The following is a 15550-nucleotide window of genomic DNA, read 5'->3' as shown; positions in this document are numbered from 1 at the left end:
GCCCCCTCTTCTGGCGTATTGAGAGTGTAATAAAGCCTAAATGACCTGGATCATCCTCGCCGCCCTGATCGTCGTATTTATCATCGGTTACCGCATCCTGACGTCCGACACCCGCAAAGCCATCGATTCGCTGGCCCATCTGCTGAGGGTCAAGCCGATGCTGATTGAATCGATGATCCAGGAGATGGGCAGCCGCCAAAGCCAGACCTTTATCCGCATGCTGAACAACGGCTACACCGAAGAGATGCACCAGGCGGCTTACCTGCTGTTCATCTACCTGACGTTCATCAAACAGGCGGACGACGAGCAGATTGCCCTATGGCGCGACGTGCTGCTGCGCGCCGGCCTGTCGCCGGAGCTGCACGCCGAGCACACCGAAGCGGCGCTGTTTTACTTCGCCGAGCTGGATATCGATGCGTTTGAACTGGCGCAGTTCCGCCGCGCCTACAATGAGCGTTTCAACCGCGAAGCGTTGGCCCACGGCTGATCGCGTCCCCCGGGCGGGGGACCGATTACAGGAACATGCTGTAGAGGTAGCGCGACAGCGCTTCGCGCGAGCTGAAGCCGTGTGCGATGCCGTAACGCTGGTTCGGGGCGTCGCTGCTTAAATCCAGGGGAAACTCCAGATACTGCTCGCTGGTGCGCACCGGAGAGGTCGGCGTGGCGAAATGCACGCTTCTCTCTTTCAGCGCCGGGTGGATCACCAATGCGGTTCTGCCCATCCGCGCTTCGCGATTCACATACACGTAGTGTGTACCCTTGCGGTAGCCATAGGCCTGGTCGGTGACATAATCACGCTCAAAGCCGGTATTCTCCAACACTTTAGCCACTTCATCCGGCCGTAAATACATCGATTCCTCCTCTCATTCTGGACCGCTGAGCGACCTTACCGTAATCATTCACCGAAACAATGATTTTCTGGGGAGGAATCCGGGTTTCAGACTATTCCTGAATGGCTCGGCTGCGCTGCAGCAGACGCAGGGTGAGCAGCACCCCGAGCGCCACCAGCAGCGCCGCCGCCAGATAGATCGACGGCACGCCCGCTTGCCCAATCAGCAGCCCGGCCAGCGGCCCGGTGATGCCCAGCGCCAGATCGAGGAATGCCGAATAGGTGCCGAGCGCCGTGCCCTGGTTCTGCGGCGGCACCTGTTTCACCGCCTCGACGCCCAGCGCCGGGAACACCAGCGAGAAACCGGCGCCGGCCAGCAACGCGCCGGTTTGCACCATCCAGGGTTCGCCGGCCTGCCAGATCAACAACAGCCCGACGATCTCGACCAGAAACGACGCCAGCGTCACCTTCAGACCGCCGTGGCGGTTGATGACGTTGCTGAAGATCAGGCGGATGCCGACGAAGGCGCAGCTGAACAGCGTCAGCGAAAACGCCGCGCCGCTCCAACCTTTGTCGGCGTAGTAAAGGGTGATGAACGTGGCGATCACGCCAAAGCCGACGGTGCCCATCGCCAGCCCGAGGCCATAGGCCCAGATGCGGCCGAACACCGCGCGGAAAGCGATGCGCTGCCCGGCGGCGATCGAAACGTCCGGCTTGCCGCTCGCCAACAGCAGCGCCACCGCGACCGCCAGCACGATCAGCGCCGCCACCCCGGCCAATCCCCACTGCTGATTCAGGTACACGCCGAGCGGCGCCCCGGCCGCCATCGCCCCGTAGGTGGCGACGCCGTTCCAGGAAATCACCCGCGCGGTGTGCATCGCTCCGACCCGGCCGATACCCCACAGCGTGGAACCGGTGCTGGCGAAGCTTTCGCCGACGCCGAGAAACACCCGCCCCACGCATAGCAACAGCAGGCTGAGCCACGGGTAACCGTCAACGCCGAACGCCAGCGCATAAAACAGGCCGCTGGCGCCGCAGCACGCCAGGCCGAACAACACCACCTTTTTCGGCCCCAGCTGATCGGCATAGCGCCCGGCGTGCGGGCGGCTGAACAGCGTGGCGAAGTACTGCGCGCTGATAATGAGGCCCGCCAGCACCGAATTGTAACCCAGGTGGTCATGCACAAATCCCGGCAGCACCGCCAGCGGCAGGCCGATGGTCAGGTAGCAGACAAAGGTGAACATCACCACGGACAGAATGCGTCGGTTCAGCTGGAGGTTATTTTCTGCGGTCATCGAAGGTGGCTCGCATCGGACGGGGTAGACAGAGATTGCCAGCATACCCCGATGGGATCTGATGATAAATGAGAGAGTTATAACGAATTATTATTTCGCTAACGGTTGGCCGCCACCCGCGCGCGCAGAAAATCGATAAACGCCCGCACCTTTTCCGGCACGTGGCGGGTATTCGGGTAGAGCGCGTAGATGCTCTGCTCGGGGAAACGGTGATCCGGCAGCAACCGCTGCAGCCGGCCGGCGTCGATTTCGGGCTGCGCCAGCCACGCCGGCAGCAGCGCCACCCCGGCGCCATGCAGGGCGAATGCCAGCAATGCCGCGGCGCTGTCGCCGGTGAGCGTCGCAGCGTCCGCCACCTTGAACAGCACCGCTTCGCGCTGCGGCGTGGCCACCTGCCAGCTGAGCGGCGAACTGAGCCGGCTATGGGCGATCCACTGCGCCTGCGCCAGCTCGGTCAGCGAATGAATCGGTCGCTCGGCCAGGTAACCCGGCGACGCCACCGGAAAAATGGCGAAACTGTCGATCAGCGCCGCGCGGTGGCTGGAATCCGCCAGCTGGCCCAGGCGGATCGCCACGTCAAAGCGCTCCGAGATCAGATCGGCGTGATAAGAAGAAGACACATGCTGGATGCGCAGCCGCGGATGCTGCCGCGAAAACGCCGCCAGCGCCGGCACCACCACCTGCGCGCCGTACTCCGGCGTACTGGTGATGCGCAGCACGCCGCTCAGCCCGTGGTGATCGCGGCGCACGTCGTCCAGCACGTTTTCCGCCTCCTGCAGCAGCTGCAGGCTGCGCTGGTAAAAGCGTTCGCCGGCGTCGGTCAGCGACAGCCGCCGGGTGCTGCGCGCCAGCAGTGACACCCCCAGCTCGTTCTCCAGCTGCTTGACGTTAAAGCTCACCACCGCCTTGGTTTGCCCCAGCGCCGCCGCCGCCGCGGTAAAGCTGCCCGCTTCCACTACCGCAGCGAAGATCGCCAGGCGCTGCAAATTCAGCATTTCGCCGCCCTTATTGTCAAAATCATTTTGACAGTGTAATCGCCCGCCGCCGATTTATCCGCACTTTTCCCCCCGATACACTGCTCGCCTTCAACCGGAGGCACCATGTCTTATCGCAGCAAAGTGGCAATCGTCTATCTGCTCGGCTTTTTCGTCGATCTGATCAATATGTTTATCGCCAACGTCGCCTACCCCGCCATCGGCCAGGCGATGCGGGCGTCGGTCAGCCAACTGGCGTGGGTCAGCAACGGCTATATTCTCGGCCTGACGCTGGTGATCCCGCTCAGCGCCTGGCTGGCGCAGCGCATCGGTGGGCGGCGGGTGTTCCTGCTGTCGCTGGCGCTGTTCATGCTGGCCACCTTCGGCGCCGGCAACGCCGACAGCATCGGCGCGCTGATCGGCTGGCGCACCCTGCAGGGCATGGGCGGCGGCTTGCTGATCCCCATCGGCCAAACGCTGACCTATCAGCTGTACCGCAGCCATGAACGCGCCGGGCTGTCGGCGGCCATCATGTTGGTTGGGTTGCTGGCGCCGGCGCTGTCACCGGCGCTGGGCGGCTGGCTCGTCGATCGGCTGGACTGGCGCTGGGTGTTTTTCGCCAACCTGCCGCTGGCGGCCCTGGCCCTGGCGCTGGCGGCGCTGTGGCTGCGCGCGGAAACGTCGGCGACAGCGGTACGTAAACCGCTCGACGGCAAAGGGCTGCTGAGCGCCTGCGCGGCGTTGACGCTGCTGCTGCTCGGCCTGACCCGGCTGAGCGAGGCCGGCCATCAGGCTTCCGGCGCGGCGCTGCTGGCCGCCGGCCTGCTGGTGCTGGCCTATTATTTACGCCATAGCCTGCGCACTCCGCAGCCGCTGCTGAACCTGCGGCTGGTCGGCGATCCGCTGCTGCGCAACGCCATGGCGGTTTATTTGTGCATTCCCGGCCTGTTCATCGGCGTCAGCCTGGTGGCGATGCTGTATCTGCAAAACCAGCTGGGGATGCCCGCCGCACAGGTCGGCGGCCTGATGCTGCCCTGGGCGCTGGCGTCATTCCTGGCCATCACGCTGACCGGCAAGACCTTTAACCGCCTCGGCCCGCGGCCGCTGCTGATCGCCGGCTGCCTGTTGCAAGGCGCCGGCATGCTGACGCTGGCGCAGATCGACCAGGCCGGGCAGCACGCGTGGCAGATCGCCGCCTTCGCCCTGATGGGGTTTGGCGGCAGCCTGTGCAGCAGCACCGCGCAGAGCAGCGCGTTCCTGCAGATCCCCGACGCTCAGCTGGCGGACGCCAGCGCGCTGTGGAACATCAACCGCCAGCTCAGTTTTTGCCTCGGCGTGGCGCTGCTCAGCCTGCTGCTGAATCTGCTGCTGACCGTGTTGCCGCCCGCAGCGGCCTACCGAACCTGCTTCATTCTGGCGGGCGCCAGCGTATTTATCCCGCTGCTGCTGTGCCTGCGCCTCGCCAACCGCGCCATCGTGCGCCAACTCAACGCTCAACAGGATGCTTTATGAACCCGTATTTTACCGAAGTGATCGACGCCCACATCGCCATTGAACGCTGGCTGGGCAAAGGGGCTGGAGAAGAGCAGGCGCTGCTGGCGCGCTTTACGCCGGATTTCAGCATGATCGCGCTGAGCGGCGCTCCGCTGGATTTTGCCGCGCTGTGCGCCTTTTTCCGCGCGCATCGCGCCGCCAAACCGGGATTGGAAATCGAGATAGAAGAGATGAAGCTGGTGGCCGAATGGCCGACGGGCGCGGTAGTCAGCTACCGGGAAAAACAGAGCCTGCCGGGGCAAAGCGCCACGCTGCGCTATTCCACGGTGGTCTTTGAACGTCAGCCCAACGCGCTCGGCTGGCGGCATTTGCACGAAACCGCCGCGGCGCAATAATTACAGAAAGCTGCCGGCCAAAAACAGTTCCCAACCGACGATCGCTCCGCACAGGGTTACCGCGCTGAAAATGACTTCAAACAGATAGCGATTGATCATCGTTCGTCGCCTCAAAAGAAGACACCCGGGATAACCGGGTGTCTGGAGTACGGGCTGGAGAGTGCGGAACCTTTCGGTTCCGCAAACATCACTTAATTAAGATTTTTTACCGGCTTTTTTGTGGTGTTTTTTAGCGGCCTGAGCTTTCTGCACTGGCGCTTTTTTGTGGTGTTTTTTAGCTGCCTGGGCTTTCTGAGCCGGCGCTTTTTTGTGGTGCTTTTTAGCGGCCTGCGCTTTCTGGGCTGGCGCTTTTTTGTGATGCTTGGCTTTCTTGTGGTGCGTTGCTTTAGCCGGCGCTTTTTCAGCGGCAGCCGCTGGCGCAGCGGTAGTGGTGGTCGCAGCTGGCGCGGTGGTGGTAGCCGGAGCAGTAGCTGCAGTATCAGCAGCGAAAGCAACAGAAGACAGACCCATAGTGGCAGCAACGATCAGCGCTAATACTTTTTTCATCTTTACATCCTCAGAGTGTTGTTTCGGTAAGCTCCGGTGGAGCCGTTGAAACAGATACTAGTGGAATCAAACTGCCGCTTCCGTGAGTGATTGGTTTCGCCGAGTAACCAAATGTACAAAGCCCAGGCGCCGGCAAACACCTGCGTGACGGCGGTTTTTTTTCCGTGATCGGCCACGCAAATCGCGCCATGGTCTACACTTAAGAGACATGTGTCGAAATGGAGAGCTGAATGTTTAAGAAAGCGGAAAGAACAGAACGCGATATCGATCAGGACGTCACTCTGTTGGCCGATACGCTGGATGAAGTGTTGCGCGAGTCCGGTGACAAGACCAAAGAGGAACTGAAAGAGCTGCACAGCAAGGCGAAAGGCGTGCTGCGCGACGCGCGAGCGCGGTTCAATGGCTCCACCAGTCTGACACAGCATGCGCGCGATGCGGTTGATCAAGCCGATAGCTATGTGCGTGACAAACCTTGGCAGGGCGTAGGGATCGGTGCCGCCGTCGGCATCGTGCTCGGCGTGCTGCTGGCCCGGCGTTAACACCCCTGCAGTCATAAAGATAAAACAGATGTGCGTCTGGCCCGCGGAAATCGCGGGCCGTTTAATTTAGGCGTTTGAACAGCTGCGCCAGCCCCTGCACCGCCCGTTCCGTCTCCTCTTGCCGAGTGAAATTGGCAAACCCCAGCAGTAACCCCTGCCCCGCCGGATGATCGATTCGCCAGTCCGACAACGCCTGCGCCGCCAACCCCAGTTGCCAGGCTTGCGCCGCCAACGGCGTATCCGCCACCCCGTCACGTAGCCGGGCCAACAGCTGAATGCCGCCCTGCTGCGGCACCACCCTCAGCCACGCCCCCAGCTGCCGCTCCAACGCCTGCGTCAGCCACTCGCGCCGCTGGCGGTACAGCGGCCGCATGCGTTTCAGGTGGCGGTAGAAATGCCCTTGCCGGATAAAATCCGCCACGCCGGCCTGCAGCAGCGGCGGGCAACCGCAGCCACGCAGCCGACTGCTGCGCGCGAATGTCTCCGTCAGACCGACGGGCACCACCAGATAAGCCATGCGCAGCGCCGGGAACAGCGTTTTGCTGAAGGTGCCGGCGTACAGCACCCGCCCCTGAACATCGAGGCTTTTCAGCGGCGGCAGTGGCCGCCCGTGATAGCGAAACTCGCTGTCGTAGTCATCTTCCAGGATCCAGGCCCCGCGCTGCTGCGCCCAGTCGAGCAGCGCCATGCGCCGCGCCAGGCTGAGCGAGACGCCGAGCGGGCTTTGATGGGTCGGCGTCACCACCGCCAGCCGCGCCTCAGGCGCCGTCAGCATACCGGCGGCCACGTCCATGCCTTGTTCATCCACCGGCACGGCGAGCGGCCTGACGCCGGCGGCCCGCAGCAGCGGGCGCGTGACCGGATAGCCGGGATCTTCTATCCATACCGCGTCGCCGGCGTGCAACAGCGTCTCCACCACCCAGTCCAACAGCGCCGGATAACCGGCGCAGAGGAAAATTTGCTCCGGCCGACAGCTGATGCCGCGCGACAAATGCAGATAATGGGCGATCGCCTCACGCAGTTCAGGCAGGCCGCCGGCCGGCGGCAGCGCCAGGGAAGCCACCGTGGAAGCGCGCAGCCGGCGGGCGACAATGCGCTGCCACAGCGCCCGCGGAAACGCATCCAGCGCCGGCACGCCCAGCTGGAAAGGCTGCAGCATGCCCTGCGGCTGCAGCGGATCCGGCGCTATCGCCGCCAGCGGCGGCGCGGCGGATACCGCGCCCGGCGGCACGTGCGGCAGCTGCGGTGAAACATAGGTGCCCGCCTGCCCGCGGCTCTGCAAGAAACCTTCGGCAATAAGTTGCGCGTAGGCGCTTTCCACCGTGGCGCGCGCCACGCCCAGATCGCTCGCCAACCCGCGCACCGAGGGCAACCGGCTGCCCGCCGCCAGGCTGCCCTGGGCGATGGCGTCTTTAATCCGCAGGTAAATCTGCCGGTACAGCGGTTCGGCGAGCCGGCTGTCCAGCCGCAGCGAAGTCAGGAAAGATGGCATTATGGCCCGGTTAAATAATCATTTTATGGCCCTATAGCATAGACCATAAGGCCGCTAAAGTAGCGCCATGATTTCGTTACTACCGATTGAGGTTGACCATGATTAAGCAACGTTTGAACTATGCCGAATTGGCGCCCGCCCCGTACAAAAATATGGTGAGCGCGCTGATGGCGCTGGAGAAAGGCGCCCTGGACAAGGCGACCATCGAGTTGATGTTTATGCGCGTTTCGCAGATCAACGGCTGCGCCTACTGCCTGGATATGCACGGCAAAGCGCTGCGCGAAAGCGGCTTCAGCCATGCCAAGCTGGATACGCTGGCGGGCTGGCGCGTCAGCCATGAGTTCAACGAGCGCGAGCGCGCCGCGCTGGAATGGGCCGAGTCGGTGACGCTGATCGCCGCCACCGGCGCGCCGGACAGCGCTTTCGAGGCGCTGAAGGCGCACTTCAGCGATGCCGAGATCGCCGATCTGACCTTCGCCATCAGCATCATGAACGCCTTCAACCGGCTGGCCGTCAGCATGCGCCAGTAATGCGTTCTCTTCCCCCCTCTGCACTGAGAGGGGGAATTTCTCACCCGCAAAAATTTTTTCCCTCGCCTTTTCCAGCCCCGGCGCGGTCTGCGCCTCCATCCTTACAAAACACCATATATGGCGTGGTTGATAAAATAAATATCAACATATAGTATTTTATAGGTCAACCGCAGGGAATGTCGTTCGGTTGATAACGCCGTCAGAAACGCCAGGAACAATGCTCCGTTATCTGACTTGTCCGCCTTTCCTTCAGTCTAAAGGTAAATGCGAATCATGAGCATTATTATTTACAGTAAGCCGGACTGTGTCCAGTGCAACGCCACCTATCGCGCATTTGATAAACAGGGGATTGATTATCAGGTGGTCGATCTCACCCAGGATCAGCAGGCGCTGAACCATGTTAAATCCTTAGGTTATCAGCAAGTTCCGGTGATTATCGCCGGAGACGATCACTGGTCTGGATTCCGGCCGGACAAGATCGGCGCGCTGGCGCTCACCTGCTGAGGCCCGCCGATGAATCCGCTGGTTTATTTCTCCAGCAGCTCGGAGAACACCCATCGGTTCGTTGAGAAACTGGGCCTGCCGGCGATCCGCATTCCGATCGCCGGCGCCCGCAGCAAGCTGCTGATGGAACACCCCTTTATCTTGATCGTACCCAGCTATGGCGGCGGTAGCGCCGTCGGCGCGGTGCCGATCCAGGTGATCCGCTTTCTCAACGTTCCGCAAAACCGTTCATACCTGCGCGGCGTCATCGCCGCCGGGAACACCAACTTCGGCGCGGCGTACGGCATCGCCGGCGACATCATCGCCAAAAAATGCCAGGTGCCTTTTTTATACCGCTTTGAGCTGCTCGGCACTACGCAAGACGTTGAAAACGTTAGACAGGGAGTAACCGCATTTTGGCAACGACAGAACTGACCAGGCCCGAAACGGGCGCGCTGGATTACCATTCGCTCAACGCGATGCTCAATCTTTACGATGCGGAAGGCCGGATCCAGTTCGATAAAGATCGGCTGGCGGCGCGGCACTACTTCCTGCAGCACGTCAACCAAAACACCGTGTTTTTCCACAACCTGGAGGAAAAGCTGCGCTATCTGGTGGAGGAAGGCTACTACGAGCCGCAGGTGCTGGCGCAGTACGAATTCCCGTTTATCAAGCAGCTGTTCCAGCAGGCCTACGCCAAAAAATTCCGCTTCGAGACCTTCCTCGGCGCCTTCAAGTACTACACCAGCTATACGCTGAAAACCTTCGACGGCAAACGCTATCTGGAGCGCTACGAAGATCGGGTGTGCATGGTGGCGTTGACGCTGGCGGCGGGCGACACCGGGCTGGCGCAGGATCTGGTGGAGGAGATGATTTCCGGCCGCTTCCAGCCGGCCACCCCGACCTTCCTCAACTGCGGCAAACGCCAGCGCGGCGAGCTGGTCTCCTGCTTCCTGCTGCGCATCGAAGACAATATGGAATCGATCGGGCGGGCGGTGAACTCCGCGCTGCAGCTGTCGAAACGCGGCGGCGGCGTGGCCTTCCTGCTGAGCAATATTCGCGAGGTGGGCGCGCCGATCAAGCGCATCGAGAACCAGTCCTCCGGCGTCATTCCGATCATGAAAATGCTCGAAGACGCCTTCTCCTACGCTAACCAGCTCGGCGCGCGCCAAGGAGCCGGCGCGGTTTACCTCAACGCCCACCACCCGGACATTCTGCGTTTTCTCGACACCAAGCGCGAAAACGCCGACGAGAAGATCCGCATCAAAACGCTGTCGCTGGGGGTGGTGATCCCGGATATCACCTTCGAGCTGGCGAAGAACAACGAAGAGATGTACCTGTTTTCGCCCTACGACGTCGAACGGGTGTATGGCGTGCCGTTTTCGGAGATTGCCGTCAGCGAGAAGTACCGCGAGATGGTGGACGACAAGCGCATCCGCAAGTCGCGCATCAACGCGCGCGAGTTCTTCCAGGTGCTGGCGGAGATCCAGTTCGAATCCGGCTACCCCTATGTGATGTTCGAGGATACGGTTAACCGGGAGAACCCGATCGCCGGGCGGATCAACATGAGCAACCTGTGTTCGGAGATCCTGCAGGTCAACCGCGCCAGCACGTATCACGAGGATCTGAGCTACGATCGCATCGGCAAGGACATCTCCTGCAACCTCGGCTCGCTGAACATCGCCAAAACCATGGACGCGCCGGACTTCGGCAAGGCGATCGAGACCGCGATCCGCGCGCTGACCGCGGTGGCCGACATGAGCGATATCCGCTCGGTGCCGTCGATCGCCGAAGGCAACCGCAGCGCCCGCGCCATCGGTTTGGGCCAGATGAACCTGCACGGTTACCTGGCGCGCGAGCGCATCTTCTACGGCTCGGAAGAAGGCATCGACTTCACCAACCTCTATTTCTATACCGTGGCCTATCACGCCATCCGCGCCTCTAACCGGCTGGCGATCGAGCGCGGCGGCGCCTTCGACGGCTTTGAGCATTCCCGCTATGCCAGCGGCGAGTACTTCGATAAGTACACCGAGCGCGACTGGCTGCCGCAGACCGAGCGGGTGCGCGAGCTGTTCGCCGCCGTCGGCATCGCCATTCCGAACCGCGACGACTGGCGCGCGCTGCGCCAGTCGGTGATGCTGCACGGGCTGTACAACCAGAACCTGCAGGCGGTGCCGCCGACCGGTTCCATCTCGTACATCAACAACGCCACCTCCAGCATCCATCCGATCGTTTCACGCATCGAGATCCGCAAGGAAGGCAAGATCGGCCGCGTTTACTACCCGGCGCCCTACATGACCAACGACAACCTGGCGTATTACCAGGATGCCTATGAGATTGGCCCGGAAAAGATCATCGATACCTACGCCGCCGCCACGCAACACGTCGATCAGGGGCTGTCGCTGACGCTGTTCTTCCGCGATACCGCCACCACCCGCGATATCAACCGCGCGCAGATCTACGCCTGGCGCAAAGGCATCAAGACCATTTACTACATCCGCCTGCGCCAAATGGCGCTGGAAGGCACCGAGGTGCAGGGCTGCGTGTCCTGCGCGCTGTGAGGCAACTTATGACGACCGTAACATCGGCGCCGCTGGTGCGCGCCATCAACTGGAACATCATCGAAGACGACAAGGATCTGGAGGTGTGGAACCGCCTGACCTCCAACTTCTGGCTGCCGGAGAAGGTGCCGCTGTCCAACGATATCCCCTCCTGGGCCACGCTGACGCCGAAGGAGCAGCAGCTGACCATTCGGGTGTTCACCGGGCTGACGCTGCTGGACACCATCCAGAACACCGTCGGCGCGCCGGCCCTGATCGCCGATGCGCTGACGCCGCACGAAGAGGCGGTGTACTCCAACATCAGCTTTATGGAGGCGGTGCACGCCCGCTCGTACAGCTCAATCTTCTCCACCCTGTGCCAAACGCCGGACGTGGACGACGCCTACCGCTGGAGCGAGGAAAACCGCGCGCTGCAGAAGAAGGCCGGCATCATTCTGGCGCACTATCGCAGCGACGATCCGCTGCTGAAGAAGGTTGCCAGCGTGTTCCTCGAGTCGTTCCTGTTCTATTCGGGCTTTTACCTGCCGATGTACTGGTCGAGCCGCGCCAAGCTGACCAACACCGCCGATCTGATCCGCCTGATCATTCGCGACGAGGCGGTGCATGGCTACTATATCGGCTATAAATTCCAGAAAGGGCTGGAGAAAGTGGACGCCGCACGGCGCCGGCAGGTGAAAAACTTTGCCTTCGATCTGCTGCAGGATCTGTACGACAACGAGGTGCGCTACACCGAGGAGCTGTACGACGGCGTCGGCTGGACGGAAGACGTGAAAACCTTCCTGCACTACAACGCCAACAAAGCGCTGATGAACCTCGGGTATGAGGCGCTGTTCCCGCCGGCGATGGCGGAGGTCAACCCGGCTATCCTGTCGGCATTGTCGCCAAATGCCGATGAAAACCACGACTTCTTCTCCGGTTCCGGTTCGTCTTACGTCATCGGCAAGGCGGTCAACACCGAAGATGAGGACTGGGATTTCTGAGAACTGGCTGGCCGTATCAGGAAAAGGCTTTCGCGGGAGTGCGACGTGTCGTGCTCCCGCGACTATGTGTTTTGCTTGAAGGCCGCACGCAGCTCAAGCCGCCGCCAGATGGCGCGTTTCTCCGCGTCGCCGGCGGTCGGCCAGGCAGCGATCTCCGCCCGCGTGCGCCGGCATCCCCGGCACTGCTGGGTTTCGTCGTCGATGCGGCACAGGCTGACGCAGGGCGATCTTACGCCGTGCTGGGATTGCTGATTGTCGCCCGCCATAAACCGCCCTTGATGTGATGTGTGCCGCCACAGGATACCCGATCCTGCGGCGGCGCGTCGTCAATCAGATGATGCCGCCGTTGGCGCGCAGGGTTTGGCCGTTGATCCAGCCGCCGTCGGCGCCGGCCAGGAAGGCCACCGCCGCAGCGATATCTTCCGGCGTGCCCAGCCGCTCCAGCGGCGCCATCTTCGCCAGCCGATCGATAAGCTCCGGCGTTTTGCCGTCGAGGAACAAACCGGTGGCGGTCGGCCCCGGCGCGACGGCGTTTACCGTGATATTGCGGCCGCGCAGCTCTTTCGCCAGCACGCTGGTCAACGCCTCGATCGCCGCCTTGCTGGCGGCATACATGCCGTACCCCGGCTGCAGCAGCCCCACCACGCTGGAGGAGAAGTTGATGATACGACCGTTGTCGCGCAGGCGCTTCGCCGCTTCACGCATCGTGTTGAAGCTGCCTTTCAGGTTGATGTCGATCAGGCGATCCGCGTCTTCATCGCGCATGTCCGCCACCGGCGCCAACGCAATTACCCCCGCGTTATTGACCAGCACGTCGATGCCGCCAAATGCCTGTTCGGCGCTGTCGAACAGGCGGGCGACCGCGGCCGCATCGCTGACGTCGGCTTTGGCGCCGAGCGCGCGACCGCCGCGCTGTTCTATCTTGCGCACCAGCTCATCGGCCGGCGCCGGGTTGCCTGAATAGTTAATGATGACGGTAAAGCCGTCGGCGGCCAGACGCTCGGCGATGGCGGCACCGATGCCGCGCGATGCGCCGGTGACGATAGCGACGGGGGGAGTTTTCTGGTTCATCGGAGATCCTTAAAGAAAACGACGAGGGTAACGTTAATCATGCACTCTTTATCGCGGCGAATAAGCCCCGATTGTCTGGCATCATCATCCCAAATTATCGAACAATGCGTCTGGACTCGTTCGATGGTCGCCCAACGGGCGGCCATCCCCGTTACAACGCGCCGTAATTCAGCGGCACCCAGCTGTACCCTTCTCCCTGGCGATTCAGGTAGCCCAATCCCGGGAACGACAGGTGTGCGCCGCCCACCAGCTCGTTCTGCCGCGCGCTGTCGCTGAACACCCGCAGCCGTTGAGCGACCGCCGCCTTGGCGTCGCTGTCAAAGCTGATAGCCACCTTCGGATGCGGCATCTGCACCGCCGCCACGTGGATCAGATCCCCCAGCAACAGCAGCTTTTTGCCCTGGCTGGTCACCTGATAGACACTGTGGCCTGGCGTATGGCCGTGAGCGGCAAAGGCGGCGATGCCCGGCGAAAGCTCGCCGTCGCCGTTGAACGGCTTAAAGTGCCCTGCCGCCTGGTAAGGCTTGATCGCCGCCATGGCCTTTTCGAAATTGCCTTTGTTCTGCGCCTTGGCCTGTTTCAACCGGTCGGCGCTCAGCCAGAAGTCCGCATCCTGGCTGGCGGCGCGCACCACCGCATTGGGGAATACCGCCTTGCCGTCGTGCGTCAGGCCGCCGAGGTGATCCGGGTGCATATGAGTCAGGTAGATCTCATCCACCTGCTCAGGCTGATAGCCCGCCGCGCGCAGATTATCCACCAGCTTGCCCAGGCCGTCGCCCAGCAGCTGGCCGGCGCCGCTGTCGATCATCACCAGCTTGTCGCCGGTATTGATCAGATAGGCATTGACCGAGGTGACCACCGGCAGGCTTTGATGCCGCTCGGCCAACCCGGCGGCGATCTGCTGCGGCGTGGTGTTCAGCAGCAGTTTGTCCGCCGGCAGGCGAATGATACCGTCAGACAACGCGGTCACTTCAAAACTGCCCAGCATGATGCGGTAAACTCCCGGCGTCGGGGTTTTGGCCTGCGGCGCGGCGGCGCCGGCCTGTAATGACATAACGGCCAGCGCCGCGCCCAGCAGACAACGTTTCCAGAACATGATGACTCCTTGCGAGAATTGAACAGCGCTAAGTATTGACGCAAAAATCCCGATGCGCCTGTTTAATAAATGCCTTTAATAAATATATAAATAATATATTTATTATGAATAGTTTTGTTTGCCGACTCACACAACCCCAATCAATATTTTCTCGCTCGCCACTTGGTTATTTTTCTTACTCCCTAAACCAAGAGTGAGGAAATATCATGAACTATCAATTCGAAAATCTGGTCTTTGAAGGCGGCGGCGTAAAAGGCATCGCCTATGGCGGTGCGCTGGAATTGCTGGAAGCTAAAGGCATCATGCCACAGATCAAGCAAACCTCCGGCGCCTCGGCGGGCGCTATCGCCGCGCTGCTGGTCGGCCTGGGCTGCAGCTCGGCGGACGTAACCAAAATTCTGTCGGCGATGGATTTTAAAAAATTCCTCGATTATAACGGCGGCTTTTTCGGTACGCTCCACGATGCCTATCGCCTGTTCAATCAATACGGCATCGCGCCCGGCGATTATTTCTATCAATGGTCGCGCGATATTATCAAGCAATACACCGGCAAGCCGGATATTACCTTCGAACAGTTCGAAGCGATGAAAGCGGCGAAAGGGTTCAAATCGATTTACTTTATCGGCGCCAACCTCAACAGCGGCCAGCGCGAGGTCTATTCGCATCGCACTACGCCTCGCATGAAAGTGGCGGACGGCCTGCGCATTTCGATGTCATTCCCATTCGCCTTCGTGGCGAAGAACAACACCCTGGGCGACCTGTGCATCGACGGCGGCATGATCGACAACTACCCGGTGCGGCTGTTCGACTATGACTTCTCCGCCACGCCGCCTTACATCGACGCTTCAAGCCAGCGCATCAACACCCGCACGCTGGGCCTTCGCCTGGACTCCGCCGGCGAAATCGCCCAGGCAGCCGGGCAGGCAGGTCCGCGCACGCAGGTCAACAACCTGTTTGATTTCACCCTGGCGGTGGCCAACGTGATGCTGGACATCCAAACCAAGGTGCACCTGGACAGCGACGACTGGAAACGCACCGTGTATGTCGACACGCTTGACGTCGGCACGCTGGAGTTCGGCATCAGCGAGGAGAAAAAACGCGCATTGATCGAATCCGGCCGCCGCGGCGTAGAGCGCTACTTCGCCTGGTACGACGCCGCCATGAAACAGGCGGCATAACCCCCATCCACCCCGCCCGCGCGTACGGCCGGCGCGCGGGCAAAAAAAATCCCCGCGGGGGCGGGGAAAGGCAAAGTAACGCTAAGG

Annotated in this window: 18 protein-coding genes; 10 read left to right on the top strand and 8 right to left on the bottom strand. The window is 61.6% G+C overall.

From position 1 onward, the window contains the following. Positions 1–40: 40 nt before the first annotated feature. A complete protein-coding gene (locus tag ACJ8MK_RS14630; protein WP_033649788.1) occupies positions 41–487 on the top strand; it encodes a DUF1198 family protein in 447 nt (148 codons plus the stop codon). A gap of 25 nt (positions 488–512) precedes the next feature. Here the strand turns inward: ACJ8MK_RS14630 and ACJ8MK_RS14625 are convergent, their stop codons facing one another. The 3 genes from ACJ8MK_RS14625 to ACJ8MK_RS14615 all read right to left on the bottom strand — a co-directional run bounded on the left by ACJ8MK_RS14625 (position 513) and on the right by ACJ8MK_RS14615 (position 3119). Then, positions 513–851 carry a DUF2002 family protein gene (locus tag ACJ8MK_RS14625; protein WP_016929830.1) on the bottom strand — a complete coding sequence of 113 codons (339 nt, stop codon included), beginning with the start codon at positions 849–851 and terminating at the stop codon, positions 513–515. Between the two features lie 91 nt (positions 852–942). Beyond that, positions 943–2124 carry an MFS transporter gene (locus ACJ8MK_RS14620; RefSeq protein ID WP_033635673.1) on the bottom strand — a complete coding sequence of 394 codons (1182 nt, stop codon included), beginning with the start codon at positions 2122–2124 and terminating at the stop codon, positions 943–945. A 98-nt stretch (positions 2125–2222) separates the two neighbouring features. Further along, entirely contained in the window at positions 2223–3119 is an 897-nt protein-coding gene (locus tag ACJ8MK_RS14615) for a LysR family transcriptional regulator (protein ID WP_033649787.1), read from the bottom strand. Positions 3120–3224: 105 nt separating this feature from the next. Here ACJ8MK_RS14615 and ACJ8MK_RS14610 point away from each other — a divergent pair, with 105 nt between their 5' ends. Both ACJ8MK_RS14610 and ACJ8MK_RS14605 read left to right on the top strand, forming a co-directional pair. Continuing rightward, positions 3225–4610 carry an MFS transporter gene (locus ACJ8MK_RS14610; RefSeq protein WP_442517848.1) on the top strand — a complete coding sequence of 462 codons (1386 nt, stop codon included), beginning with the start codon at positions 3225–3227 and terminating at the stop codon, positions 4608–4610. Next, positions 4607–4987, top strand: coding sequence for a DUF4440 domain-containing protein (locus tag ACJ8MK_RS14605; protein ID WP_039568646.1), 381 nt, complete (start codon positions 4607–4609; stop codon positions 4985–4987). Before ACJ8MK_RS14610 ends, ACJ8MK_RS14605 begins: the two co-directional genes overlap by 4 nt. 195 nt (positions 4988–5182) lie before the next feature. Here the strand turns inward: ACJ8MK_RS14605 and asr are convergent, their stop codons facing one another. Further along, positions 5183–5533, bottom strand: a complete 351-nt coding sequence (gene asr / locus ACJ8MK_RS14600) for an acid resistance repetitive basic protein Asr (RefSeq protein ID WP_049232502.1) — start codon at positions 5531–5533, stop codon at positions 5183–5185. 230 nt (positions 5534–5763) lie between these two features. Here asr and ACJ8MK_RS14595 point away from each other — a divergent pair, with 230 nt between their 5' ends. Next, on the top strand, positions 5764–6072 hold the full coding sequence (locus ACJ8MK_RS14595; protein ID WP_004928950.1) for a DUF883 family protein: 309 nt from the start codon (positions 5764–5766) through the stop codon (positions 6070–6072). Between the two features lie 61 nt (positions 6073–6133). Here ACJ8MK_RS14595 and pdxR read toward each other — a convergent pair whose 3' ends face one another. After that, positions 6134–7567 carry a MocR-like pyridoxine biosynthesis transcription factor PdxR gene (gene pdxR, locus ACJ8MK_RS14590; RefSeq protein ID WP_060423343.1) on the bottom strand — a complete coding sequence of 478 codons (1434 nt, stop codon included), beginning with the start codon at positions 7565–7567 and terminating at the stop codon, positions 6134–6136. Between the two features lie 95 nt (positions 7568–7662). On the opposite strand from pdxR, the gene ACJ8MK_RS14585 reads away from it, so the two are divergent. From ACJ8MK_RS14585 to nrdF, 5 genes are all read left to right on the top strand, one after another. Then, positions 7663–8094: a carboxymuconolactone decarboxylase family protein gene (locus ACJ8MK_RS14585; RefSeq protein WP_041036428.1), complete on the top strand. Its 432-nt coding sequence runs from the start codon at positions 7663–7665 to the stop codon at positions 8092–8094. A gap of 273 nt (positions 8095–8367) precedes the next feature. Further along, complete coding sequence (gene nrdH / locus ACJ8MK_RS14580; protein WP_033635681.1) at positions 8368–8598, top strand: glutaredoxin-like protein NrdH; 231 nt, start codon at positions 8368–8370, stop codon at positions 8596–8598. A 9-nt stretch (positions 8599–8607) separates the two neighbouring features. Continuing rightward, positions 8608–9012, top strand: coding sequence for a class Ib ribonucleoside-diphosphate reductase assembly flavoprotein NrdI (nrdI, locus tag ACJ8MK_RS14575; protein WP_033649781.1), 405 nt, complete (start codon positions 8608–8610; stop codon positions 9010–9012). After that, positions 8994–11138, top strand: a complete 2145-nt coding sequence (nrdE, locus tag ACJ8MK_RS14570; RefSeq protein WP_442517847.1) for a class 1b ribonucleoside-diphosphate reductase subunit alpha — start codon at positions 8994–8996, stop codon at positions 11136–11138. The genes nrdI and nrdE overlap by 19 nt, the downstream gene beginning before the upstream one ends. 8 nt (positions 11139–11146) lie before the next feature. After that, entirely contained in the window at positions 11147–12118 is a 972-nt protein-coding gene (nrdF, locus tag ACJ8MK_RS14565) for a class 1b ribonucleoside-diphosphate reductase subunit beta (protein WP_033635683.1), read from the top strand. 62 nt (positions 12119–12180) lie between these two features. On the opposite strand, the gene ACJ8MK_RS14560 is transcribed toward nrdF, so the two are convergent. From ACJ8MK_RS14560 to ACJ8MK_RS14550, 3 genes are all read right to left on the bottom strand, one after another. Continuing rightward, positions 12181–12384 carry a DUF1289 domain-containing protein gene (locus ACJ8MK_RS14560; protein ID WP_033654334.1) on the bottom strand — a complete coding sequence of 68 codons (204 nt, stop codon included), beginning with the start codon at positions 12382–12384 and terminating at the stop codon, positions 12181–12183. Positions 12385–12448: 64 nt separating this feature from the next. Then, a complete protein-coding gene (locus ACJ8MK_RS14555) occupies positions 12449–13189 on the bottom strand; it encodes an SDR family oxidoreductase (RefSeq protein ID WP_041036432.1) in 741 nt (246 codons plus the stop codon). A 151-nt stretch (positions 13190–13340) separates the two neighbouring features. Next, complete coding sequence (locus ACJ8MK_RS14550; protein WP_164097993.1) at positions 13341–14285, bottom strand: MBL fold metallo-hydrolase; 945 nt, start codon at positions 14283–14285, stop codon at positions 13341–13343. A gap of 206 nt (positions 14286–14491) precedes the next feature. Here ACJ8MK_RS14550 and ACJ8MK_RS14545 point away from each other — a divergent pair, with 206 nt between their 5' ends. Then, a complete protein-coding gene (locus ACJ8MK_RS14545; RefSeq protein WP_033649775.1) occupies positions 14492–15463 on the top strand; it encodes a patatin-like phospholipase family protein in 972 nt (323 codons plus the stop codon). The last annotated feature ends 87 nt before the right edge of the window (positions 15464–15550 follow it).

It is taken from the genome of Serratia sp. CY38905 (assembly GCF_052168875.1).
Taxonomy (GTDB): Bacteria; Pseudomonadota; Gammaproteobacteria; order Enterobacterales; family Enterobacteriaceae; genus Serratia; species Serratia sarumanii.
This window is presented reverse-complemented; position numbering and strand designations above follow the sequence as displayed.